We start from the raw sequence: 25,356 nt of genomic DNA, 5'->3' as shown, positions 1-25,356 counted from the left end.
CTTTCTATTAAAACTAACCCCAAAAACCAACAATTTTTAATAATGCTAATTTTTTAAGACTAAAAATTAAACAATATATCAAAATAAAAATTTTTTATAAGTTTCAAACTTCTCTCTTCCAAACTAAAATTTTTAACATCACGAATACTCTTATCTAACATTCTAAGAGAATCTTCAATCTCAACTAAAGATAAAGGCAAAGTTTTGTTTAAAAGTAAAACTTGAAAATCTCTTAAAGTAATAACCTTGTCATTATAAAATATTTTCATCAGAAAATCACTTATAATATTCCTTTTAACATTCAACAAAACGCAAATAAAAATAATATTTATCTCATCTAAAAAATTAAATGAAAAAGCATAGTCAAATATTCTATTATAAAAACTCTTATTCCACAAATTTGTAATTGGAAATTTTAATTTACTTAAAAACAAAGCATGACGATTTTGTATATAATCATCCCTATTAATGCTATAAGCATTATAAGTATAGTTCTTTTTAGTCAAAATATTCTTAAATTCAATCTGAGCATCAAGACTTAACAATAAAGGATATAAATCAAAAATTGTGTTCTTATAATAAAAGCCATTAGCAATATTAATGCTATTTAGACATATTCTATCGTTTAACATAGAAATAAACTCATAAAATAAACGTGGAATATTTCTCTCTCCAAATTGCAAAACCGCATCATAAGTAACACATGGACCTATTTCCAAAAAATTACTTCTAAGAAAAATCTTATTAAACTTTTCAAAATTATTTATTATAAAAAAGCTATCAAAGTCATTTTTCATAAAAATTTCAGAATTTTTATGAAAATCAATTTCATTATAAATTATATAATTTTTTGAACCTTCCTGAAATAAACTAACAAGCGCATTAAAATTTTCAGGATAATACACCTTCACACTACTCATTTTTCTCTAATTCTTCCAACCGTAAATAAAGGTCTAAAAAGGTATTAACATCAAGACAATGACACTTTAATGTACTATAATATCCTAAAATATCAGTCCTAATTATAACCTTACGTTTTAAAAAATAATAAAATAATAATACATTGGATGCAAAACAACTGTCACAAAATCCAAAATCACTCTCCAATAAAACTTTAATTAATGTATTATAAAAGGTTGTATTCTCCAAGCCCTCAACAGTAATAATACTACGCCCATTTAACATAAAAGCTGGTACTAAAGATGAATACACCGGTTTTAAATCCAAAAGAACTAATGAAAATCTTTTATTCATTCTTTCAATCAAATTTCTCTCACCTGAATAAAAAACACTAATTAAAAGCTCTTTAGTACTCAAAGAAAGTCCAATACTCTTTGAAAGGTTTTCTCCATTCAAATTAAAGCTAATTAGTATCAATTTTTACACTCCAATCATCTAAAATACTTTTAAGCTCAATAGGTGTTTTACATATATCAAAATCAAAAGCTTGAATTAATGATGATTTAATTGCAGAAACAGATGCAATAAATAATGCCCTAAAAGAAAAAATAAATTCACCATCTTCAATAAACTCAAGTCCTACAGAATCAATAACATCATAAGTAATATTTCCAAAAACGTAATCAACTGCCAAACCAAAAATGGAAAATGCACGTTTGCTATTTACCCTAAGCTTATCAAATTTACCATTTTCAACAAAAAAATTAACATTACTAAATATAATATGAAAAGAATGTATTATTACATCAACTTCAAGAGAACAAGCAACATAAAATTTTGTATCTATATCTACAACAAAATCCCTACTAACTATAACTGGATATTCTCTTTTTCCCTCATCATCAATTATACTAGAAAGCTCTTCTTTTATAGTTAAAATTGCTCTTTCAATAAGATAAGACTCCTTTAACAAGGACCCAGAAAATCCAATATTACCTTTAAAAGAATCACCAACAATAAAGTTGACACAACTATAAGACAAATTAAAAGCTTTGGCTAAAACATTCTTCAAATAATTCACCAGATTAATATCTATAATTTTATAAGGAATAAATACATCTAATTTATCTTTATACAAATTCATAGAAATAGTTAAATTACCAATATCTAATAAAGCAAAATCTATATTAGAATCTAAATTTAAAAAGGCAAATCCTACGCCTTTTCTCTTCACATCTAAGATATTATATTCATTATTTAAACTTATAGAAGACGACTTACGCATAATAGAATTTTTTAAATCCATCTCATTAAAAAGCTTAAAAAAGATATTATATTCGCTCTTCACATAACCAAGCAAATAATTGAGAGGTTCAAGTGATAGACTAGCCGCAAGACTATAAAAATTCGAATAAATAAAACTATAAGCAGAAATGCCAAATAAAAAATAACTATCACAAAAAAAAATAGAATTACTATTAATAGATATAAGATCAATATGTACTAATACATCAAAAAATAAATTACTAAAAATCTTATTAAGATAATTAAAATAAAATTTATATAAAAAATTCAACGGTCTATTAATTTTAAGCTCTAACATAATCTTATTAAGCCTATTTTCAGTTGACAAGTAATTTACAACAGAAAATTTTAACTTTAAAGATTCTGCTATTAAAAAATGCCTTTTATAATAAATAACATTAACCTTAAGACCAAGTTTTTTAGAAATAACTATACCTTGCATAACAGCATTAAAAACAATGGGAAATAAAATATTAACACAATTATTATTAATAGGATTAATAATAATCTTATCTTTAGAAATACAAAAGCTATCACTAATAATCTGCTTAACCAATGCAATATTATCAAGATCAGCATCAATTATTAAATTATCATCACTAAAGAATACTTTCACTAAAATAAAGTCACTACAACAATTGAAATAATCAGAAAATTCATAATGCGAAGTATAAACTTTAAATTCATCTGATTCTTTAAGGTTCAAACTACAACAAATATCATTTTGTTCAATAGGTCTTAATTCCAAAATAACATTTGATTCTGCTTCTAATAAAGTATCTAGGTTATCAGAATATAACACTAAAGGCACTTGCCCTTCAAAAGCTATATTATTATCAAAAAGTTTTAAATTAAATTCATGATAATCAATGATATCAATAAATTTTAAGATAATATTATCTTTATAACTTATATTAAACACTTGATTTTTATATTCATCTGACACCTTAAAATCTTCAATAATCGAATTTTTAATATTACAACAAACTGGCAAAGCCCAAACTTCATCCATATTTTCTAATTTCATAAAAAATTAAGCAAAACGAGAAGTTAAAATCCATAATTTCTCTTCTATTGGTATCATTATGGCACAATACCAATAAAATTACTATTGTAAATTAAAATATGACTTGATAATTAAATTAATTCAATTATGTTATTTCACATATAACTCAATATGGACTAAATACTAAATTGTAATTTACAACTACAATAATTACGAAAATAATTCATAATTATTACATAAATAATCTTATTTTCTTTTGATCAATTTAAAAAACTATGATAATATCAAAATTAAAATGAATATCAAATAATATTCATGAGGTCTAATGTTTATGGGTAAAAATAAAAAAATAGCTTCAATGATCTATAAAATTTTTATGTTGATCTCGTGTACATTACTTTTCGGAGAACAAAAACAACACATAACTAAAGATTACATGTTCAACCATTCAAAAATTTATATTCCTAGAGAAGATCTAAATGAAGACTTTAACAATCAAAATAATGAAGAAGAAACCATTGATTTCAAACAAAATCAAGTTTCAAAAGAAAATGATATAAACACATTAAAAAAGAAACCTAATAAACTTAATTTCAAAGATTCATCACAAATCCAAATAGCAAATAACAGACAAATAAGAAATAACATTTTTACAAAAGATTCCGATTTCGAACAAAACAATATGGATGATGATTGGTTCATAAAAAATATAGACATCTTAAAACTTAGAATCAAAAACTATGAAAAAAAAATAACAAACATAGAAAATCTTTTAAACGACACAAATATAGAATCAATCAAAAGAAAGAATGAAGAATATGCAATGCTAATTAAAAGTTTAAAAGAAGAAATTGAAAGAATAAAATATTTAATAAATACAAAAGAAAATTTACTAAATGATCCTTATCAAGGATCTTATCAAGCAAAAAACAATGATTATAATGATTACAATGAACAAAGATATGAAGACAATCAAAAAGAATATATACCAAATGAAAGTTACAATTACCCACCCACAGAAAATACATACGATACATATATTCAAGAACAAGAATATTTCAACTCAGAAAATCCTATACTAAATGAACTTGATAATAAAATCAATAATAATAAAGATTCCATTAATAACAACATTCATAAACTAGGTGAACTTGATAGCAAAATCAATAATAATAAAGATTCCATTAATAACAACATTCATAAACTAGGTGAACTTGATAGCAAAATCAATAATAATAAAGATTCCATTAATAACAACATTCATAAACTAGGTGAACTTGATAGCAAAATCAATAATAATAAAGATTCCATTAATAACAACATTCATAAACTAGGTGAACTTGATAGCAAAATCAATAATAATAAAGATTCCATTAATAACAACATTCATAAACTAAGTGAACTTGATAGCAAAATCAATAATAATAAAAATTCCATTAATAACAACATTCATAAACTAGGTGAACTTGATAGTAAAATCAATAACAATAAAGATTCCCTTAATAATCATACTCAACTATTAGGTGACCTTGATAGTAAAATCAATAACAATAAAGATTCCCTTAATAATCATACTCAACTATTAGGTGACCTTGATAGTAAAATCAATAATAACAAAGATTCCCTTAATAATCATACTCAACTATTAGGTGACCTTGATAGTAAAATCAATAACAACAAAGATTCCCTTAATAATCATACTCAACTATTAGGTGACCTTGATAATAAAATCAATAACAACAAAGATTCCCTTAATAATCATACTCAACTATTAGGTGACCTTGATAGTAAAATCAATAACAACAAAGATTCCCTTAATAATCATACTCAACTATTAGGTGACCTTGATAGTAAAATCAATAATAACAAAGATTCCCTTAATAATCATACTCAACTATTAGGTGACCTTGATAGTAAAATCAATAATAACAAAGATTCCCTTAATAATCATACTCAACTATTAGGTGACCTTGATAGTAAAATCAATAACAACAAAGATTCCCTTAATAATCATACTCAACTATTAGGTGACCTTGATAGTAAAATCAATAATAATGGAGAAACCCTATTAGCATTTCACCAAGAATTAACAAACTTCAAAAATGATCATGACAATAGCTTCAAAAATATTGAAAATAACTTACTTTCAATAGAAAAAATAATAAATTCATTAAAAAATAAGATTGAAGAAAATGAAGAATTATACAAAGAAAATAAAAATATAATTCAACAAAAACAAGATCAAATCAATATATTAGATAAAAGATTGAAAAATAATGAAAATGATATTTTAAAACTTAAAGAGGGTTTGACAAAATATGTAAAAAAAGATTCAACAAAATACAAAAACAGAAAATCACAACAAATAACACAAGGCTCCCATACACAAGATATACAAACAACAAATAAAAACGCCATAATAAAAAACGCTGAATTTAAAATATATCCAGATACACATTTAAATAACTATAATTTTAAAGTCCAAAGTAATGAATTTGATTTTAAAAAACCCAATGGATATTATATTGAAATAGAACCAACAAAAAATTTACATAGGGCAAAGGAAATTTATAAATTAATCCCAAAATATAATGTCAAAACTCACTTTATTAATCCATCACTAAAACATAAAGAAAAATTTTTTCGAAATTTAATAAAAGTAGAATATACAAGTGATATAAATACTCTATACAAAAATTTAGCATCGGAATTTAGAAACGTAAGAATAATAAAATAAGTTTAATCATCTAAATTGACCAAATTTTTAATATCAAAAAGACTAAGGATTTTAATGCCCAAATTATTAGCTTTTTTTAATTTTAATCCAGGACTTTTCCCAACAAGTAAAAAATCTAAATATCTACTAACTGAACTGTTAAAAATAGCACCTTTTTTAGTAATTTTATCAATAAGAACATGTCTGGAATATTCATCAAAAGACCCTGTTATACAAAATTTTTTACCAAATAAAAAAGAAGAATCTACAACACAATTCATACTATCTTCTTGCATCTTAAATCCTAATTCCTTAAAAAAGTTAAATTTATCAAGGATAATCTTATTATTAAATGCTCTAATAATATTTAAAGCTATTCTTTCTCCTATCCCCTTAATATCTAAAAGTTTAACAAGAGCATTTTTTTTATCTTGACAAAGCAAACTAATTGCATCAAATGAATTTAAATTATTGTTGATTAACAATAATATTGTATTAATTCCTAGATCCTTAATTCCCATAGCAAGAAGTAATTTTCTAAACGGTCTATTTTTACTCTCTTCAATAGAACGCTTTAACTTATTTACCCTTTTAAAATTAAATCCCTTAAGACCAATAAGCCTATCAAAATCAAATGTATAAAGATCCATTTCTGAAGATATAAAATTCATATTAAAAAGAAACTCAATTGTTTTTTCTGAAATTCCCACAATATTCATACATTTTTTACTACAAAAATACTTTATATGTCCCATAATCTTCAAAGGGCAATGTATATTAATACAGAAAAGATGGGCACCCTCTTTTATTAAAGACTTTTTACATGAAGGACAATAATTTGGAATTTTAAAATTATCAACAGAAAGTTTTTCTACAACCAATTCAACAGCAGGAATCACATCGCCACGCCTTGAAATTGCAACAACATCTTCAACATTTAACCCAATAGAATCTATATAATCCTGATTATGTAAACTTGCACTGGTAATAAAAGCTCCTGCAATAAGTACTTTCTCTATATTTGCAACAGGAGTAATCTTACCACTACGTCCAACCTGAACAACTATATCAATTACCTTACTAACAGCTCTCAAAGACTCAAATTTATAAGCAATTGACCATTTAGGATGATGAGAAGTATATCCCAAAACATCTCTTAAACTAAAATCATCAACCTTTAAAACAACACCATCAATTTCATATTCAAAATTTTCCCTCCCTTCTTCTATCTCCTTGACATAATCAATAATATTTTCTCCCAAGTTTTTACCATAAAAAAACTTACAAAAAGAATTAAGTTTAAACCCAAAATGTTTAAGCTTATCAAAAGCATCATGATTAGTATTTAATTCCAAACTGGAATATAAAATATCATAAACAAAAATATCTAAGGGAAAGTTAACAACTTCTCTACTATCTACTCTTCTCAATATACCTGAAGCCAAATTTCTAGCATTAATATAAGCATCATTTAATGTATGATTTATTTTCAAAAAATCCTTTTTGGTAATATAAATTTCACCTCTCAATACCAATTCAACCTGTTCTCCAATGCATAAAGGAACATTTTTAATTGTTCTCACATTTTCAGTAACATTATTACCAACTCTACCATCGCCCCTAGTTAAAGCTTTCTCAAGTATTCCATCTTTATAATAAAGAACAATTGAACATCCATCTATTTTAGGTTCAACTGAAATTCCCATATCAAATCCCAAATTAGAACCCTCTAACCCCATTTTATCAACCCATAATGATAATTCTTTAACATCATAGGCCTTATCTAAACTCAATACAGGATAAGAATGTTCAACCTCTTTAAAACCATTTAAAAGATCACTTCCAAATTTAAGCGTAGGAGAATCTAAAGTTTTATATTCAGGATACCTATTCTCCAAATATTGAAGTCGTAAAAGAGCCTTATCATAGGTAACATCGCCCACACTGGGTGACGAATCAACATAATATTCCCTATTCCATTTTTTAATGGTATCCCTTAAACTTAAAATTTCAGCTTTTATATCTTTATCTTTACCCATAATTTACATAAACCCCATTACAAAAACCACAATATAATTTTACAAAAAAATATAAAATTTCCATATGGATTACTGAGTAATAAATCTATTCATCCAAAAATTTAGAGTAAATATAAAATGGATTATATCTTTCTTTATTAAATGATTTTTAATACCCTATTATGTTAAAATTAAATGGAGGAGTATGGAAATTGGAAGAAAATAAAAAAGCTTTAATAGTTGATGATTCTATTTTTATGCGCAAAAATTTAATTAAAATACTAAAAAATTTAGGATTCAGTGAGTTCTTAGAAGCAGAAGATGGTATCCAGGCTATTCAAGAATTTAAACAACAAGAAACACTTCATCTAATAACTCTTGATATAACTATGATGGGCATGGATGGAATTACAGCACTTGAAAAAATAAATGAACTTAACAAAAAGTTTGAACGCAAACTAAATATATTAATGGTAACAGCACTTGGGAAACAAGAACTTATTGCAAAAGCTCTACAACTTGGAGCAAAAGGATATATTACAAAACCTTTCAGAGAAGAACAGATAGCAGAACAAATAAAAATATTAAATTAGGAGAAAATCCTTGCTAAGAAAAGAAGATATTTACAAAAAAACACAAGTCAACACATCAAGTTCAATATCAATATTAGTAATGCTCTACGAAAAAGCAATACAAGATTTAGAAGTTGCTAAAGAATTTTATAAAAATGAAGACCCAAAAAGCACAACAAAAGCTGATGAAAAAGTTTATCATGCACAAGATATTATCATAGAATTAATGTCTACACTAAATTTTGAAGATGGTGGGGATATTTCAAATAACCTATTATCAATATACTCCTTTTTAAATAAAACATTAGAAAGTGTTACATTAGAAAAAAATATAGATAATATCCAAGAAGTCTTAAAGCACCTTAAAAATCTTCACACAGCTTGGAAAGCATTGCTTAAAAAAGATAATAATAATAATATTATCATTAAAAAGAAATTAGGAATCAATGTTGTCGGATAATACAAATATCATCTTAAAAAAATATTTACAAGATCTAATACTTGAACTAAAAAAATTAAAAGCTATCTTAGAATTCGAAAATACAAAAATCACTCAAGGAATAATAGATATATTAGAAATCACAAATCCTAAAAAAGATCTAATTCTAAATTCAATCAACAACTATTATACAACCATAAACTCATGGTTAACAAAACAAGAACAAATACAAGAAGAAATTAAAAAATTAATCAAAGATACTTTGTCATTAAAAGAAATAATACACACTCAATATAAAAATACAGATAAAATCTTAAAAAAGATATTTGCTAAAAAAAAAGCAATACCAAAAATACAATTTTTTAAAAGTTCATTTAATTATAAAGAACCAATTTTACTAGATGTTATAATATGAAAGAAATTTACTTAATCGATGCATTAAATATAATTTTTAGAAACTATTACGTTATGAAAAACAATCCTTTAACAAATAGTAAAGGAGAAAATGTCAACGCATTTATTGGTTTTTTTAAAACTCTTTTCTTTATCATAAAGAAAAAAAACCCAGAAAATCTAATTGTCACTTTTGATTCAGAAACACAAACATTTAGACAACAACAATACCCAAATTACAAAGCAACAAGAGATGCTCCTCCAGACAACCTAATCCCACAAATTCATTGGATAAAAGAAGGATTAATAAAAGCAAATATCCCAATGTTTGAACTACAAGGATATGAAGCTGATGATCTTATAGCCAGTTTCACAAAAAAGGCAGAACAAAACAATTACTTAACTTATATTATCTCTCCAGACAAAGATTTATTACAATTAATATCAAATCAAACCAAAATATTTAAAATTGAAAATAGCAGCTTTTTAGAAATGAACAATGATTATGTTATAAAAAAATTTGGAATAAATAAATCTCAAATCAAAGACTATTTATCCATTGTTGGAGACCCTACTGACAACATTCCAGGAATTAAAGGAATTGGACAAAAAGGTGCTGCTAAATTATTGAATGAATTTCACACATTAAATGGAATATATAAAAACTTATCTTTAATAAATAATAAATACAAAGAAATCTTACTAAGAGAAAAAGAAAATGCTTTTTTAAGTTATGAACTTATAAGTCTTGTAGAAGATCTAGAATTACCATCACTTGAAACATTTAAACTAGAAAATTTAAAAGAAGATATTATTTCACTATTTGAAGAATATTCTGCAACAACCCTCATTAAATCTTACAAATCTATATTAAAGAAAAAAAATATTATAAATTCCATGCAACAATCAATCTTTGATATCAATACAACACAATCAAATAAAGAAAATACAAAAGATTTACAATCAACAACATTATATGCAAATACTCTTAAGACAATACAAGAAGAAAATGTCAAATATAAAACAATATTAAAAAAAGAAGAACTGGACTTACTAATAGAACAACTAAAAAAAGCAAGCTATATAGCAATAGACACAGAAACAACTTCTATTAATATTTACGAATCAAATATAATTGGAATTTCAGTTTCATTTCAAGAATTTGAAAGTTACTATATTCCCATAGAAACAAAAGAAAAAAATTCCATTGAAAAAGAATACATAATACAAAAATTTAATGAATTTTTTAAATCACAACCAAAATTAATTGGTCAAAATTATAAATTTGATTACAAAGTACTAAAAAGACATGGATTTAATGTCATATCTGCATATTTCGATACAATGATAGCAGCATATGTTATTGATCCAAACACAAAAGTATCTCTTGACTTTTTAGCAGCAAAATATCTAATGCATAAAAACATTAAATACGACGAAATAGTACCACAACATGGTACTCTTAAAGATATACCACTTGAAATAGCATCCAACTATGCTGCTGAGGATGCTGACATTACCTTAAGATTATTTAATATCTTGAGAAAAAAGCTCAAAGAAGACAACCTTGAAAGCCTAATGAGAAACATAGAAATGCCATTTAGCAATGTCATTATAGAAATGGAAGAAAATGGCATTTACCTTGACAGCAACTACTTAACACAATATGGCCATGAACTTGAACAAGAATTAAAAACAATTGAGAATGAAGTAATACAAAGTATAGGCATTAAATTTAATCTAAATTCAAGCAAACAATTACATACGGTTTTATTTGAAAAATTAAATATTATAGTACCAAAAAATGTCAAGCAAGATTCGACAGACATCAAGGTGCTAGAAACAATAAAAGATCAGCATGAATCTATAGAAAAACTCATAAACTACAGACAACTTGCAAAACTAAAAAATACATATACCGATAATTTAATAGAATTTATAAACGAAAAAACAAACAAAATACATACGAACTTTATGCAAACAAAAACAGCAACGGGACGAATTTCAAGTACTGCACCCAATCTACAAAACATACCAATCAAAGATGAAAGAGGAAGAAAAATAAGAGCAGCATTCAAACCTATGAAAGGCAATATTTTCATATCTGCAGATTATTCACAAATAGAACTTGTAATATTAGCACATCTCTCAGAAGATGAATCACTAATTGAAGCTTTTACTCATAAAAAAGATATTCACATACAAACAGCATCAAAACTCTTTAAGGTAGATGAAACCAATATAACACCTTCAATGAGAAGAATAGCAAAATCAATTAATTTTGGAATAATTTATAGAATGTCAGCTTTTAGACTTTCACAAGAACTATCCATTACAAGAAAGGAAGCACAAAATTTCATCGATTCATATTTTAATCTTTATTCTAAAATAAAAACTTTTATACAAAATCAAATAGATTTTGTAAAGCAAAATGGATACAGTGAAACCCTTTTAAAGAGAAGAAGATATATAAGAGAAATTAATAGTCAAAATTATTTAGAAAGAACAAGTGCTGAACGAATGGCAATAAATAGCATAATTCAAGGAAGTGCATCTGATATAATGAAAATCGCAATGATTAAAGTATATAACGAATTTAAAAATAACAATCTAAAATCAAAAATACTCTTACAAGTACACGATGAAATGCTAATTGAATCACCAGAAGAAGAATGTGAAAAGGCACAAATAATAATAAAAGAAATGATGGAAAATGCTTATCCTCTAAAGATTCCTTTAAAAACAAATATTGAGACTGGAAAATCATGGGGAGACATTCATCAATAATTGGAATAACTGGTAGAATATCAACCGGAAAAGACACTGTGTCAAAAATCATTAGTAACGAATATGATTTTTATGAAATTAATGCAGATAAAATAGGTCATATCATTTTAGAAGAAAAAAAAGATACAATAATTAAAACATTTGGCAATAAAATATTAAATAATATAAATGAAATAGACAGAATAAAACTTCGCAATATAGTCTTTTATGATAAAGAAAAGCTACAAATATTAGAAAAAATAACACATCCCATCATATATCAACAAATAGAACAAATAATATTAACAAATAAGTCTGACAAAATTATAATTAATGCCGCACTACTTTTTAAACTAGACCTTGCAAAATTTTGTAAACACATATTTATAATAAAAGCAAATGATGAGATAATAAAAAATAGGTTAAAATTAAATCGCAATATTGATGACAACTTAATTATAAACATACTTAAATGGCAAAAAGATATTTTTTTCAATAAAAATATTATAAATTCAAAAATAATAAATATAATTAACAATAAGAGTTATGAATATTTAAAAAGAAAAATTAGGGCTAAGATGAGAGAGGTAACATAATGAGAGATGGCAATAACAATAATAATAAAGGATTCTTAGTAGCATTAACTTCAATTGTAACTGTTTGTGCAATTATATTTCTTGGAATAATTATTTTTTTCCCAAATAAAAATTTGGCCTCTGACATTGCAGGCAAAAATATTATTTTGCAAGAAACGAAAAATGAAAAATCTACAGAAAATGAAAATAATGAAGATACTCTGTCAATAACTGACAAACCAAATGAAATCATAATTGACCTTACAAAAACTAATAAAGAAAGCACAAATTTAAACAATGATATGAATCAAAATAATAAAAAAATAATTCATAAAAAAGAAGCACAAATTGTAAATCAAAATGTACCTAAAAAAACACAAACACAAGCAAAAACACTCAAGCCAAAAAAAATTAATGCAAAGGCAAGTCAAGAAATTAAAAAAAAACAAAATTATAACAAACTTGAAAACAAATATGATCCTCAAAAAGAATATTATATACAATTTGCATCGCTCTCAGATCCAATTACTGCTGACAATAATATTCAAGAACTGATGAAATACAAAATAAATGCAAAAATATATTCAGCAACAATAAATGACAAAGATACCTATAGAGTCAGATCTGGACCATATAAAACTATATCAGAAGCAAAGATTGATCTTCAAAAAATATCAAATTCAAATGACTTTAAGGATGCTTACATATTAACTATTAACAAATAAATTAAAATTAGAAACATAATTATGATATTTTTCCAAATAAATATCATGCATACTGGCATTAAAGGACACAATATGTTTTATTTTAACAAGTTTTTTAAATGCATCCTCTAGATTGTCAAATTCTTTTAAACAACAAAAGGCTAAAATTGCATTACCAACAATCTCAGAATGTTTAAATTCAAAAATTTTTAAATCTTGCCCAATAATATTAGCTTTAAGCTTATTTAAAAATAAATTATCTGAATTAGAGCCACTCACAAAAATATCTAAAATATCCCTTTTACAAGACTTAAGATGAAGTATTCTATTATAAAACGAAAAATAAGAAGACTCAAGAATTGCAATTCCTATCTGTAAAGGATCATCTAACTTTCCCACAATGCCTTCATTTAAATTATTCTTTATTTGTGGATCTATTAAAATATGATCACAAAAAAGTTCTTTTTTGTTTAAATAAAAATAAATATTACTTGGACTATATATTGCAGCAATTTTGCCAAGAAATTCTCCAAATGATTTTTTCTTCTCAAACAATCTATCTTTAAGCAATTGCAATAAATATCCAGAAGGAACTATTCTTCCAATAATAAACAAATTATCTAAGAAATAAGGATATATTAAAGAAAAATCTAATAAATACGTATCTGAGACAAAATTAAAACCTTCGCTAGTACCCATTCTATTTGATACTATTCCAGAAAAAAAAGCTCCACTTCCAATAAGAACACTTAAATAATCAATTCCAGCATTAATTACATTAATGCCACTATTAATACCAAATTCAATACTAGCACGCTTAGTAACCTGCCCAACAATTTCTCCCATTCTTAAAAAAGGAGGAAATTTACTTGTATCAAGATTATATTCTTTAATTTCAATATTATTCCAAATAAAAGGAATATAAGACAAACTGGGATAGCTTGTAACCAAATTACCTGTAAGTAAATAAATTAAATATTCAAAGCATGAAACGAAATATCTAACTTTATCATAAATTCCTCTCTCAAATGTACTAAGAACAAAGGGCAAAAAAGTTGATTTTCCTTTATAATTTTTAACTACTTTAGAAGAATTCCAATGCAACACCTCTAAAGGAATTAAATTTGAATCAAGAGCTATTAAACATGGAGAGATACCACTAATAGAAATACAATCAATTTTTCTATACATAAAATGAGACATTATTTTCTTTAAAGCAAAGAGCCATATTTTATAATCAAAATTTTCAAAATCTACACTAAAATAATCAAAATAATTTATATCAAGACACTCTAAAATCCCATAATGAGAATTGATTAAAGCAGATTTTAAAGTACTAGTACCAATATCAATACTGAGTACATTCATAAAATTAACTCTTAGAAATTAAATTTTGAATGTCATGGCTTCTATCAAGAATTTTTTGCAAACTAACTCTATTATGAATTGCAAAAATTGCACCTGCAAAAAGATGTGCAACATTAGCTTCATAGTACCAAGGTTTACTAAGAAGTTTATCATCATGATAAACAGCATTTGTCCCAATTATCTTATAAAAATAACCTTCCTCATAGGCTTTATCAAAATACCTAACGGCATCTCCATTAAAAAATGGTAGACTTACTGCACATATAATTTTTTTAGCCCCCATACTTTTTAACAATTTCACTGCTTTAATAAAAGTACCACCAGTAGCCAAAATATCATCACTCATAAAAACATTCTTACCCTCAACATCTCCCAACAATTTAGTAACAGAAATATTCGAATCATTAACATTATGCGTTACTTTTGAGTAATCTCTCTCTTTATAAAGCAAAGCCAAGGGTCTTTTAAGATTAGATGCAAAAAACTTATTTCGATTAACAGCTCCTGTATCAGGAGATACAACTACTAAGTTGGAATCTCTAATATCAATCAGTTCAGCTAAAGCATCAAAAATTTCATAAGACGCATTTAAATTTTCAAAATACGACTTTCTAAAGACATTTTCAATAGCCTTTGAATGAATATCCAATGTTAAAATATGTTTTATTCCCAACTCTTCCAAAAATCTTCCAAAAAGACTTGCCGTTAGCCCTTCTCGTGAATGTTTTTTATCTTGCCTTGAATAAGGATAAGAAGGAACAATAACACTAACAGAATTGGCCTTAGCCTGCATGCAAGCGTCTATTGTGGTCATCAAATTCATCAAATGATCATTAACCGTCATCACTACTTCTTCATTATTATTCACAGTAACTGGATAAGTATTAGAAACATCTTGCACAATAAAAATATCTTTATTTCTGATGGTTTTTAAAATCTCTGACTTAAACTCACCATTAGCAAATTTAATAAAATTTACAGGAATTTCCATAGTCTCATCAAACCTTAAATTAGAAAATTCAAGTCCCTCTAAAAAAGGAGATAAAATTCCTTCAAATTTCAAAACATCTTCCTTTGAACAATTAGAAGTTTGCGAAATTTGTTCAATAACTTTATTCTCAGCATCTAAAAATATTGTATTAAGTTCTGCCATTATTTTTTCTGCAAATACCCGTCCCCCAGGACATGCAATAATTCCTATTGATTTTTTCATAAGCAAGCTCAATGTTAAAACTCCCTATTCAAACAGAAAATCTTTATTTTATTGTACATTAATATAAATAATTCATACAAGTTTACAAAAATTTCCAAAAATAACAATCTCCATTACAAACAAAAAATACCCAAATTCTATCAATATTTATTAAAAAACAAGAATTGACTATATAATGCCCTAAATAACGCCAAACTCAAGACCTACACCAAATTTAAAATCAGAAAATTTATTATTCTGAATATTCCAACAATAATATCCCTCAATTGTCAAAAAAGCACATGTAGCTCTTGCTCCCAAATCCCAACCAAACATTCCAAATTCAGCTAAAATAGAATCTTGAATAGCAGTAGCAATATTAGCCCTAGGACCAGTAAAAAATGTAACAGCTCCTATAAAGAAATCTAATCTTGTATAAAATTTAGGTTCAATAGCTGAAACAAATGAAAGCAGATTATGCAATCGTCCTTTACTATTAATACTTCTAAATACATTAAAATCAAGTCCAAGTTCAAAACCAAGTGAACAAAAATCATCAAATTTTGCTCCCATTTGAACGTATCCTCCATAGGTTAAACCTGATTTAGAAATATTAACCATATCTGCAAAATTCCTAACAATCTCAGCTTTCTTTAAAATAGACATAGTGCTTTCAAGTTCTCTACCAACATCCAAAGCTGTCTTATAAAAATTTGCAATGGTGCTAACTGGAAAATCAAAACCAAAACCAAAATTAAGCTCAAAATCAACACTTGAAAAAACATTTAATGTAACAAATATCCACAAACTTACAAACAAAAATTTTATTTTCATGATATTAACCCTCCAAAATATCTAAATGAATTTACACATTAAGATCATGGAATATAGACATCAAAAGTAGTAAAAAAGATCTCTAACCCTAATCCTTTAAAATAGAAGAAACTATATCACTAGCATTAGAAGGCACTGAATATTTGAATTCTTGATACTTTAAGATATATTTCTTCGCATTTTCCATGTCTTTATTTAAATGATAAATATAAAAAACATTAAATAACGCTTCTTGATTAGCAGGCGCTATTTCTAAGGTCTTTAAATATAATTTTAAAGACTCCTCCAAATTATCTTTCTTAAAAAATAAATAGGCTTTCAAATTAATTAACAAAATATTATCTTTATCATTCTCCAATAAAGATTCAAGCTTTAATTCGGCCTCTTCATACCTCTTTAAATTAACGTAAGCCAAAATAAAATTGTAACCAGAAGCAGCATTTATATTAGAATCAAATTTAATAGCTTGTTCATAAAGCTCAACAGATGTTTGATTATTACCAAGTTCTTCATTTAACTTTGCAAGCTTATAATACTCACCTGCTATAGTTTGATAATCTTTATCAAAAGTTTTACAAGACAACACAAAATAAAGTAAACAAAGGAACAACCCCTTATACATATAAAAAAACCTAACACTAACTTAAAAAGCTAAATTAATAACATAGATAGCAACATATAGACATATATCATCAATAAAAAATATCTACATATCTATTTATACCCATAAATAATGATGCTATTATCTAAATAACTATTGGTATTTCAAACCCAAGCCCAACTCTTAAGTCTCTATACTTGAAATCATTAATAGAAAATAATACTGATGATTCAAAATTAAGAAAAGCCAACCTTAATCTAAGACCCGTTTCAATAACACTAAAAGGATTGGTTATCTTATTCTTACTTGTTAAATTTCCTACATAAATAGGATCTACAACTAAAGATCTGTCACCAAAACCTGAAAACAGAGTAGCTGCCAAATAGTAAATATCATATTTAACAAACAATCTTGGCATAATGCCCATTCCCAACTTAACAGGATAAGAAGATTCTAAAAGTCTTAAATGCGGAACAATAAGCCTTCCAAGATTCATCCCAAATCCAAGTTCGAAACCATAATAAAAATTACTTTGAAAAATAGGAAGTCCAACTTGAAAATAACCTTGAAATCCGCTACTAAACAAAGGTGAAACTTTCTGCCTCAAAGCATCATTCAAATTAGTTCCAGGAGTGGAAATTTCATTCCATATTTTCATCAAGTCATCTTGATTATAGACTCCAAATTCATTTAATTGAGCAAACAAAGAATCCTTAAGACTAAGGGCCTGTTTTGCTGTGTTTTCCAAATCCACTATAAGCTCTTTCAAATGCGAGCCACTTTCACCTAACTTTCTAAAAGTACCGTTGCGATGTAATTTGCTCAATTCAAATACAAATGATCTCAAATTATGAGTACTATTTAAAAGTGGTCCAAACCCATCAAGGTCAGAATCATCCATATCTCCTACCTGTGAACCACTTCCACTTTTCCTTTTCTTATACAGTTGAATAAAAAGAGATAAATTTTTTTGAAAAGAATTATGCAACTTATGTGCACTATTTTCAAATTCTTTTATCTGATTAAACAAATTAACCCTAATATTTTTCAATATAGGAAACAATTCAGAACTCATCAATTTATCCAATATTGTACCTGTTTTTTGCCCAAAAAAAGAAAGTGATTCAAGACTAATTTGTGTACTAAATCCTGCTGAAAAATATATAACTTTGGCATAAGATGTACTAAAAAGTGAAACTAATAATAATGTTATAAAAATTAATTTTTTCCTCATCTCTTACAGCCCCCATAAAATAAAATAAACAATAGGCCACCAAATAACTTAAACTACATGATAAACTTTATCACAAAAAAACGCAAATACAATCCTCCCTTCTTTAAATAAATTATAAAGTAACATAAACGAAAAAAAGATTTCTATACTAAGAAGGATTTTAATAACAATCCTTCTTAGCCAATTAAAAAATAAATTTAAAATCTAAAGCCTTTCTTGATCATACTTGTTAAATATGTGTTCAGTTAAATATTTCCCAACTGATTTTTTTTCTTGTACAAGTTTAGATATTATGTTAAAGTGTCTTGGCTCAATTTTAAAATACTTATAAGCTCTTCCGTCTTTAAAAAATACAGAAAGTTCAGACAAAGCAGAATCATAATCAACCTGACATATCTTACTCAATTCATGAGATATTGTTAAAGTATTCAAACTTATATCCTCCAATAGTTATTCTTAGGAGTATAAAATATAAAGTAAAGAAAGAGTAAATTCATTAAATAATGTTAAGTATTTTTAATCAATAAAATCAAAATTTACTAAATGATATATTCCTTATAATTAAATGTATATGTTTAACACAACTTAGTCAAGCAAATCTCAATATAACAAACTTTCTTTACAAAACAACTTTTATAAAATAATGCAAAAGATATAATACCTAACAAAAAAATAAAACAAAATAATTCTTAACATCAAAAATCTTATAATAACTAATAAATAACATTAACACTTTCATAGCTTATACATTTATGTATTAGACAAATATTATAAATGTTAATATGAAAACTTTTGTCAAATAAAATCAATTAAGAATAGAAACATACCTAATTTATACTTCAATTAAAGTTATTTATCTTTTCTTAAAATAAAACTCTCTCAAGCCAAAGACAACTTAAAGAGTTTAAAATAGACTTTTCTAAAAAAATCATGTAGAATACTAAAGACAATTAATGTTCTAAGTAATACACGCTCAGGAGGAAATATTCCATGGACTACAAAAAATTGCGCAACATAGGTATTAGTGCTCATATCGACTCAGGGAAAACCACACTCACAGAACGTATTCTATTTTATTGTAACAAAATTCACGCTATTCATGAAGTTAAGGGAAAAGATGGTGTTGGAGCAACAATGGATTCAATGGAACTTGAAAAAGAACGAGGTATCACAATTGCATCAGCCGCAACTCATGTTGAATGGAAAAATCATCCAATCAATATTATTGATACTCCAGGTCACGTTGATTTCACAATTGAAGTTGAACGCTCACTTAGAGTTTTAGATGGAGCAATACTTGTTCTTGATTCCGTTGCAGGAGTCCAATCTCAATCAATTACAGTTGATAGACAATTAAAAAGATATAATGTACCACGACTTGCTTTCGTGAATAAATGTGATAAGACTGGGGCAAATCCTAGTAATGTAAAAGATCAACTTAAAGATAAACTTGGTTTAAATTCAGTTTTAATGCAAATTCCAATTGGACTTGAAGATAAGCACATGGGAGTTGTTGATCTTGTTGTGATGAAAGCCTATTACTTTGAAGGTAAAGATGGAACAGAAATTATAGAAAAAGAAATTCCTGCTGAATTGTTAAATAAAGCTGAAGAAAAGCGCAAAATAATGCTTGATGCTTTATCTGATTTTAATGATGAACTTATGGAACTACATATGGAAGGAAAAAATGTGGCTCTTGAGACAATATACGAAGCAATTAGGACAGGAACTTTATCTTTAAAACTTTGTCCAGTATTTATGGGTTCTGCATATAAAAACAAAGGAGTACAGCTTTTACTTGATGCTGTAAATAAATTTTTACCTTCGCCTCATGATATTCAAAACGTAGCACTTGACTTAAATGCAAATGAAAAAGAAATTCAACTTAAAACTGACGAAACATTACCAACTGTAGCATTAGCTTTTAAACTAGAAGACGGACAATATGGACAATTAACTTATGTCAGAATATATCAAGGAGTTTTAAAAAAAGGACAAGAATTAATAAATTCAAGAACTTCTAAAAAGTTTAAAGTTGGAAGACTCATTAGAATGCATGCCAATAATACTGAGGACATTGAATTTGGAAGCAGTGGCGATATTGTGGCTTTATTTGGGATAGAATGCGCATCAGGAGATACATTCTGTGACCCTTCTATTAATTACTCAATGACATCAATGTATATCCCAGAACCAGTAATATCTCTATCAATCAAACCCAAAGATAAAAAATCAGCTGACAATATGGCTAAAGCTCTTGGACGATTTACTAAAGAAGATCCTACATTTAAAACTTATGTAGATAGTGAATCAAAAGAAACAATAATACAAGGAATGGGTGAATTACACTTAGAAGTCTATATTGAGAGAATGAAACGAGAATTTAAAGCCGAAGTTGAAACAGGAATGCCCCAAGTAGCATATAGAGAAACTATTACAGAAAAAGCAGAATTTAATTATACTCATAAAAAACAATCAGGCGGTGCAGGGCAGTTTGGAAGAGTTGCCGGATTTATGGAACCACTTGATACAGAAGAACAAACTTACGAATTTGTCAATCTTATAAAAGGTGGAGTAATTCCAACAGAATATATTCCATCATGTGATAAAGGATTCCAAAAGGCTATGGAAAAGGGAACCTTAATTGGATTCCCAATTGTTGGAATCAAAATTACAATTAATGATGGACAATACCATATTGTTGATTCATCAGATATTGCATTTCAATTAGCAGCAATTGGAGCATTTAGAGAAGCTTATAATAAGGCAAAACCTACAATACTAGAACCAATCATGAAAGTAACTCTTGAAGGCCCAACAGAATTCCAAGGAAATATGTTTGGCCTACTCAATCAAAGAAGAGGAATAATTTTAGGGTCTTCTGAAGAAGGCACTTTCTCAAAGGTCGAAGCCGAAGTACCGTTAAGTGAAATGTTTGGATTTTCAACTGTTTTAAGATCATCTACACAAGGAAAAGCTGAGTTTTCAATGGAATTTTTAAGATATGGCAAAGTTCCAAATGCAACATTTAATGAACTATGTAAAAAATTTAACGAACAAAACAACAAATAAGGAGGAATCATAATGCTTGAATTAACGCAAGATAAACAAGAAATAAAAATAAAAAATAAATTTTTGGCTCATGTTTTTGGATTAATGTCAGTTGGGCTTTTAATATCTGCAATATTTGCATACACAACATCTGAAAATGCAATAATTAGAGCCATAATATTTACAAATCCAATGTCATATATAGCCATAATACTTATACAATTCGGCTTTGTTTATGCAATAAGTGGTGCAATTAATAGGATATCAAGTGGGACAGCAACAGCTCTTTTTCTCATGTACTCAGCTTTAACAGGAGTAACATTATCTTCTATATTTATGATATATACTCAAGGTTCAATATTTTATACATTTGGAATTACTTCTTTAACCTTCCTTGCAATGTCATTTTATGGACACACAACAAGTACAGATCTTACAAAAATGGGTAGCTATTTTATGATGGGATTATGGGGCATCATCATCGCATCTATACTTAACATGTTCTTCAGAAGTTCAGGTCTTAATTTTTTAATCTCAATTTTAGGTGTCATTTTATTTACAGGATTAACAGCCTATGATGTTCAAAATATTTCTAAAATGGATAATATGTTAGAAGATGGTACTGAAATCAAAAATAGAATGGCAGTAGTAGCTTCTTTAAAACTTTACCTAGATTTCATAAATTTATTTTTATACTTACTAAGATTTTTGGGACAAAGAAGAGATTAAAATCTAAAAATCAACAAGCTAAAATTTAAATGTAAAATAAAAAATGAATGCTTAAAATAAAAATAAGCATTCATTTTTAGGAGAAACATTGAGCATAGACACCCTAGAATTTGAAGAAAACGGCACCCAAAATGTCATAAAGAGTAATTTTAACTTTGAAGGATATATAGAAAGTAGTAAACCGATAATCATTGATGGCATACTCAAAGGATTCATAAATTCTACAAGTTCAATATATCTAAGAGAAAAAGCCCATGTGGAAGCAGAAATTAAATGTAATAATTTTCTCAATCATGGTACAATGAAAGGGAATGTAGAGGCTTTAGAGACAATCAAAATTTATAAAACTGGTAAATTAATTGGCAACATAACAACAAAAGAACTATTCATAGAAGCAGGAGCCTCATTTAACGGAAATTGTGAAATGGAGGAAAAATGGCAAAATGACAAATAAACATTTTGACTCAAAATTAAGAATAATCCTTTGCTTGCTACTTTTATGCCTAACAATCAAAATACAAGCACAAGTAAAAGAAGATTCCCTTTTACTCTACAGGCAAGGCAAATTTCAAGAAGCAATTATAAATACTCAAAATGAAATAAAAAATAATCCAAATAATTTAGATGCAAGAGTAATACTCATATGGAGCTTAATAGCAACAGGAGAATATAAAAAAGCTGAACTAGAATCTATTAAAGGACTTGAAATAAAAAAACATGATTCAAGAATAATTCAAGCATTAGGAGAAGCTTACTTTTTTCAAGGACAATATAAAAAAGCTCTCAAACATTTTCAAAAATATATCGGGCTTGACGCCAATGGAGCTCGAATAGCTAAAGTATATATCTTAACTGCAGATTCTTTTTATAAACTTGAGAGATATAATGAAGCTGATTTTGCATATGAAAACGCTTTAAGATTTTTCCCAAACAATCAAAATATACTATTAAAACTTGCAAAGTCAAGAATTAATGCTAAGAATAAAATTCTAGCAAAAGAAACTTTAACAAAACTGTTGACATTAAATCCTAATCATTTAGAAGCAAAAAATCTACTACAAAAGATAGAAAAAAATAATCACAATTCTTGACATTATGTCTTGAAGTATTTATTCTATTTATTAGTTCATATAAATGACGGGCTGCTAGCTCAGGTGGTTAGAGCAGCGGATTCTTAACCCGCCGGTTACAGGTTCGAGTCCTGTGCAGCTCATTAAAATAATGATGGTTTTGTTCATCCTAAGGGTGTTGACATTGTTTAAGATAAATGATACAATTAGATTTGATAGACTTGATTTTATTTTCGGGCTCATAGCTCAGTTGGTAGAGCATCGCCCTTTTAAGGCGAGAGTCGTAGGTTCGAGTCCTACTGAGCTCAATTTTTTGTCCTCTTCGTCTAGTGGCCTAGGACTCCAGGTTTTCATCCTGGCAACAGGGGTTCGATTCCCCTAGAGGATGTAAAAAATTTGCTTAAATTTTCATTTATCACATTCTTTTCATTATAATAGAGTACGTAATGAAAAGAATTTTAATGATGTTAATCTTCTTTACAAGCCTTTATGCGAGCAACGAAACTAATAATAAAAAGAAATGCATAACCATCAACAATGATAAAAAAATAGTATACTGTAATAACGAAAAAATAGATCATCTCACATTAAATATCAAGAGCAATAAAAATGCAAATATCAAAATTAACACCCAAAACAAAAGTTACTCATACAATATCCCAACAATCATTAATCAAGAGCAAACAATGAGCTTAGAAATCAAAATAAATAATATTAAATCTATCAATTTTAATAACATCGAAATAAAAAAATCCAATATACAAATAACAAAAACAGATCCCCAAAAATTTAAAATATTCATTGACAAGGATGGATATTCTATTAGCTTTAATCTCAATAAAAACATGTTTCCAATAATAGGCTTTAAATCAAAAAAAACAATATTAAATCCCATAATAACAAATTTATATTCAAAAAAAGAATCACAAAAAATAGTACTATCAAATCTCATCAAGTACACATCACTAGAAAATCACAATGATGAAATAAAATCTACTAAAAACGACAATATGATTCAAATTAATGAAATTGGATATATTAATATGAATGATTATTATGAAATAAATAAACCAATAAATGCTGACTTAAAACTCATTTTCAACTATACAAAAAAAAATTACAGAAGAGATTCTTTTGAATTCTTTAATTTCATAGCAAATCCTAATATATACATAATAAAATTTAAAACATTGCACGATCAAGCCTTAATGTTAAAAAGAATGGCATTCTTTCTCGAAAAAAAAGAATTTAGAGGAAAATTATTATCAAATACTGAACTAGAAAATAAAATAGGATGGGGTGGTCATGATTATAGACTTCAAGACATAATCACGTTTTTTAATGAAGCACAAAAATTAAATATTAAATTAAATAAAGAAGAAATAATTTTAAAAAACTTAATTATAGCCAACAAATTAGCATATCTTGAAAACAACACAATAAAAATTAAAAGCAAATCAAAAAATATTGCATTTGCAACTTATTCTGAAGATGAAATTATGTCAAAAACAGACCAAATGAGAATCTTTATGCATGAAATGCTACACATGTATTTTTTTACAGACAACAATTTCAATAAAGCAATTGTTAACTTTTGGAATAAACATATTTCACCAAACAACAAAAAATCTTGGATTAATTTTTTAGATAACATCGGTTATGATGTCACATTCAATTACTTAGTAATTAATGAATTTTATGCATACACAACTGCGCTTCCAAAAGAAAATATCGCAAATTATTTAATTAACACTAATTACTTCTCTAAAACTGAATTTAAAGAATATGAAAAATGGGCCATAAAATTAGAAAAATTATTATGGCAAACAAAAGGATTAATACCGGGAGAACTATTAATCCTTTTTAAAGACAAAATCAATTAA

General features: G+C 26.6%; 22 protein-coding genes and 3 tRNA genes. 15 read left to right on the top strand and 10 right to left on the bottom strand.

The window, feature by feature from the left end; translation table 11 throughout:
• Positions 1-59 precede the first annotated feature (59 nt).
• From U880_RS0103820 to U880_RS0103810, 3 genes are read right to left on the bottom strand one after another with little or no spacing between them, the layout of a single operon-like run.
• Entirely contained in the window at positions 60-920 is an 861-nt protein-coding gene (locus U880_RS0103820) for an FAD binding domain-containing protein (protein ID WP_024654824.1), read from the bottom strand.
• Positions 913-1,377 (bottom strand): hypothetical protein, encoded by a 465-nt coding sequence (locus U880_RS0103815; RefSeq protein ID WP_024654823.1) that lies wholly within the window; start codon positions 1,375-1,377, stop codon positions 913-915. Before U880_RS0103815 ends, U880_RS0103820 begins: the two co-directional genes overlap by 8 nt.
• A complete protein-coding gene (locus tag U880_RS0103810) occupies positions 1,364-3,232 on the bottom strand; it encodes a hypothetical protein (protein ID WP_024654822.1) in 1,869 nt (622 codons plus the stop codon). Before U880_RS0103810 ends, U880_RS0103815 begins: the two co-directional genes overlap by 14 nt.
• A 304-nt stretch (positions 3,233-3,536) precedes the next feature.
• Between U880_RS0103810 and U880_RS0103805 the strand changes: the two genes are divergently transcribed.
• Positions 3,537-5,948: a hypothetical protein gene (locus U880_RS0103805; RefSeq protein ID WP_024654821.1), complete on the top strand. Its 2,412-nt coding sequence runs from the start codon at positions 3,537-3,539 to the stop codon at positions 5,946-5,948.
• A gap of 2 nt (positions 5,949-5,950) precedes the next feature.
• Here U880_RS0103805 and ligA read toward each other — a convergent pair whose 3' ends face one another.
• On the bottom strand, positions 5,951-7,966 hold the full coding sequence (gene ligA, locus U880_RS0103800) for an NAD-dependent DNA ligase LigA (RefSeq protein WP_024654820.1): 2,016 nt from the start codon (positions 7,964-7,966) through the stop codon (positions 5,951-5,953).
• Positions 7,967-8,157: 191 nt separating this feature from the next.
• Between ligA and U880_RS0103795 the strand changes: the two genes are divergently transcribed.
• From U880_RS0103795 to U880_RS0103770, 6 genes are read left to right on the top strand one after another with little or no spacing between them, the layout of a single operon-like run.
• Entirely contained in the window at positions 8,158-8,538 is a 381-nt protein-coding gene (locus tag U880_RS0103795; protein WP_024654819.1) for a response regulator, read from the top strand.
• A gap of 10 nt (positions 8,539-8,548) precedes the next feature.
• Positions 8,549-8,977, top strand: coding sequence for a flagellar export chaperone FliS (gene fliS / locus U880_RS0103790; RefSeq protein ID WP_024654818.1), 429 nt, complete (start codon positions 8,549-8,551; stop codon positions 8,975-8,977).
• Positions 8,967-9,371, top strand: a complete 405-nt coding sequence (locus U880_RS0103785; RefSeq protein WP_024654817.1) for a hypothetical protein — start codon at positions 8,967-8,969, stop codon at positions 9,369-9,371. The genes fliS and U880_RS0103785 overlap by 11 nt, the downstream gene beginning before the upstream one ends.
• A complete protein-coding gene (gene polA, locus U880_RS0103780; protein WP_024654816.1) occupies positions 9,368-12,136 on the top strand; it encodes a DNA polymerase I in 2,769 nt (922 codons plus the stop codon). The genes U880_RS0103785 and polA overlap by 4 nt, the downstream gene beginning before the upstream one ends.
• On the top strand, positions 12,115-12,711 hold the full coding sequence (gene coaE / locus U880_RS0103775; protein ID WP_024654815.1) for a dephospho-CoA kinase: 597 nt from the start codon (positions 12,115-12,117) through the stop codon (positions 12,709-12,711). The genes polA and coaE overlap by 22 nt, the downstream gene beginning before the upstream one ends.
• Positions 12,711-13,415, top strand: a complete 705-nt coding sequence (locus U880_RS0103770) for an SPOR domain-containing protein (protein WP_024654814.1) — start codon at positions 12,711-12,713, stop codon at positions 13,413-13,415. The genes coaE and U880_RS0103770 overlap by 1 nt, the downstream gene beginning before the upstream one ends.
• Here U880_RS0103770 and U880_RS0103765 read toward each other — a convergent pair.
• The 6 genes from U880_RS0103765 to U880_RS0103740 form a co-directional block, all read right to left on the bottom strand.
• Positions 13,398-14,762, bottom strand: coding sequence for an FGGY-family carbohydrate kinase (locus tag U880_RS0103765; RefSeq protein ID WP_024654813.1), 1,365 nt, complete (start codon positions 14,760-14,762; stop codon positions 13,398-13,400). The two genes, U880_RS0103770 and U880_RS0103765, sit on opposite strands and share 18 nt — an antisense overlap.
• A gap of 4 nt (positions 14,763-14,766) precedes the next feature.
• Positions 14,767-15,987, bottom strand: a complete 1,221-nt coding sequence (locus tag U880_RS0103760) for a ribose-phosphate pyrophosphokinase (RefSeq protein ID WP_024654812.1) — start codon at positions 15,985-15,987, stop codon at positions 14,767-14,769.
• Between the two features lie 168 nt (positions 15,988-16,155).
• Positions 16,156-16,791: a hypothetical protein gene (locus tag U880_RS0103755; RefSeq protein ID WP_024654811.1), complete on the bottom strand. Its 636-nt coding sequence runs from the start codon at positions 16,789-16,791 to the stop codon at positions 16,156-16,158.
• 85 nt (positions 16,792-16,876) lie between these two features.
• Positions 16,877-17,410, bottom strand: a complete 534-nt coding sequence (locus U880_RS0103750) for a hypothetical protein (RefSeq protein WP_024654810.1) — start codon at positions 17,408-17,410, stop codon at positions 16,877-16,879.
• Positions 17,411-17,534: 124 nt separating this feature from the next.
• Complete coding sequence (locus tag U880_RS0103745; protein ID WP_024654809.1) at positions 17,535-18,623, bottom strand: hypothetical protein; 1,089 nt, start codon at positions 18,621-18,623, stop codon at positions 17,535-17,537.
• A 204-nt stretch (positions 18,624-18,827) separates the two neighbouring features.
• Complete coding sequence (locus U880_RS0103740; RefSeq protein WP_014696373.1) at positions 18,828-19,055, bottom strand: KTSC domain-containing protein; 228 nt, start codon at positions 19,053-19,055, stop codon at positions 18,828-18,830.
• A 558-nt stretch (positions 19,056-19,613) separates the two neighbouring features.
• Between U880_RS0103740 and fusA the strand changes: the two genes are divergently transcribed.
• The 8 genes from fusA to U880_RS0103700 all read left to right on the top strand — a co-directional run bounded on the left by fusA (position 19,614) and on the right by U880_RS0103700 (position 25,356).
• Positions 19,614-21,695 (top strand): elongation factor G, encoded by a 2,082-nt coding sequence (gene fusA, locus U880_RS0103735; RefSeq protein WP_024654808.1) that lies wholly within the window; start codon positions 19,614-19,616, stop codon positions 21,693-21,695.
• Positions 21,696-21,707: 12 nt separating this feature from the next.
• Positions 21,708-22,403 carry a Bax inhibitor-1/YccA family protein gene (locus tag U880_RS0103730; RefSeq protein WP_012538287.1) on the top strand — a complete coding sequence of 232 codons (696 nt, stop codon included), beginning with the start codon at positions 21,708-21,710 and terminating at the stop codon, positions 22,401-22,403.
• Between the two features lie 88 nt (positions 22,404-22,491).
• On the top strand, positions 22,492-22,857 hold the full coding sequence (locus U880_RS0103725; protein WP_024654807.1) for a bactofilin family protein: 366 nt from the start codon (positions 22,492-22,494) through the stop codon (positions 22,855-22,857).
• Entirely contained in the window at positions 22,847-23,494 is a 648-nt protein-coding gene (locus U880_RS0103720; protein ID WP_024654806.1) for a tetratricopeptide repeat protein, read from the top strand. The genes U880_RS0103725 and U880_RS0103720 overlap by 11 nt, the downstream gene beginning before the upstream one ends.
• Positions 23,495-23,542: 48 nt before the next feature.
• A tRNA-Lys gene (locus tag U880_RS0103715) sits at positions 23,543-23,616 on the top strand.
• Positions 23,617-23,708: 92 nt separating this feature from the next.
• Positions 23,709-23,781: transfer RNA gene (locus U880_RS0103710), tRNA-Lys, on the top strand.
• A 7-nt stretch (positions 23,782-23,788) separates the two neighbouring features.
• A tRNA-Glu gene (locus U880_RS0103705) sits at positions 23,789-23,861 on the top strand.
• Positions 23,862-23,919: 58 nt separating this feature from the next.
• Positions 23,920-25,356: a hypothetical protein gene (locus tag U880_RS0103700; protein WP_024654805.1), complete on the top strand. Its 1,437-nt coding sequence runs from the start codon at positions 23,920-23,922 to the stop codon at positions 25,354-25,356.

Origin of the sequence: Borrelia hispanica CRI (assembly GCF_000500065.1) — a bacterium.
Lineage (GTDB): Bacteria > Spirochaetota > Spirochaetia > Borreliales > Borreliaceae > Borrelia > Borrelia hispanica.
The sequence above is the reverse complement of the archived record's forward strand: the minus strand, read 5'-3'. Positions and strand labels throughout refer to the sequence as shown.

What these genes read in the sequence shown, in the direction of transcription:
- U880_RS0103820 (WP_024654824.1), bottom strand. Translation starts at nt 920, where the DNA reads ATGAGTAGTGTGAAGGTGTATTATCCTGAAAATTTTAATGCGCTTGTT.
- U880_RS0103810 (WP_024654822.1), bottom strand. Translation starts at nt 3,232, where the DNA reads ATGAAATTAGAAAATATGGATGAAGTTTGGGCTTTGCCAGTTTGTTGT.
- U880_RS0103805 (WP_024654821.1), top strand. Translation starts at nt 3,537, where the DNA reads ATGTTTATGGGTAAAAATAAAAAAATAGCTTCAATGATCTATAAAATT.
- ligA (WP_024654820.1), bottom strand. Translation starts at nt 7,966, where the DNA reads ATGGGTAAAGATAAAGATATAAAAGCTGAAATTTTAAGTTTAAGGGAT.
- polA (WP_024654816.1), top strand. Translation starts at nt 9,368, where the DNA reads ATGAAAGAAATTTACTTAATCGATGCATTAAATATAATTTTTAGAAAC.
- coaE (WP_024654815.1), top strand. Translation starts at nt 12,115, where the DNA reads ATGGGGAGACATTCATCAATAATTGGAATAACTGGTAGAATATCAACC.
- U880_RS0103770 (WP_024654814.1), top strand. Translation starts at nt 12,711, where the DNA reads ATGAGAGATGGCAATAACAATAATAATAAAGGATTCTTAGTAGCATTA.
- U880_RS0103765 (WP_024654813.1), bottom strand. Translation starts at nt 14,762, where the DNA reads ATGAATGTACTCAGTATTGATATTGGTACTAGTACTTTAAAATCTGCT.
- U880_RS0103750 (WP_024654810.1), bottom strand. Translation starts at nt 17,410, where the DNA reads ATGTATAAGGGGTTGTTCCTTTGTTTACTTTATTTTGTGTTGTCTTGT.
- U880_RS0103745 (WP_024654809.1), bottom strand. Translation starts at nt 18,623, where the DNA reads ATGAGGAAAAAATTAATTTTTATAACATTATTATTAGTTTCACTTTTT.
- fusA (WP_024654808.1), top strand. Translation starts at nt 19,614, where the DNA reads ATGGACTACAAAAAATTGCGCAACATAGGTATTAGTGCTCATATCGAC.
- U880_RS0103730 (WP_012538287.1), top strand. Translation starts at nt 21,708, where the DNA reads ATGCTTGAATTAACGCAAGATAAACAAGAAATAAAAATAAAAAATAAA.
- U880_RS0103720 (WP_024654806.1), top strand. Translation starts at nt 22,847, where the DNA reads ATGACAAATAAACATTTTGACTCAAAATTAAGAATAATCCTTTGCTTG.
- U880_RS0103700 (WP_024654805.1), top strand. Translation starts at nt 23,920, where the DNA reads ATGAAAAGAATTTTAATGATGTTAATCTTCTTTACAAGCCTTTATGCG.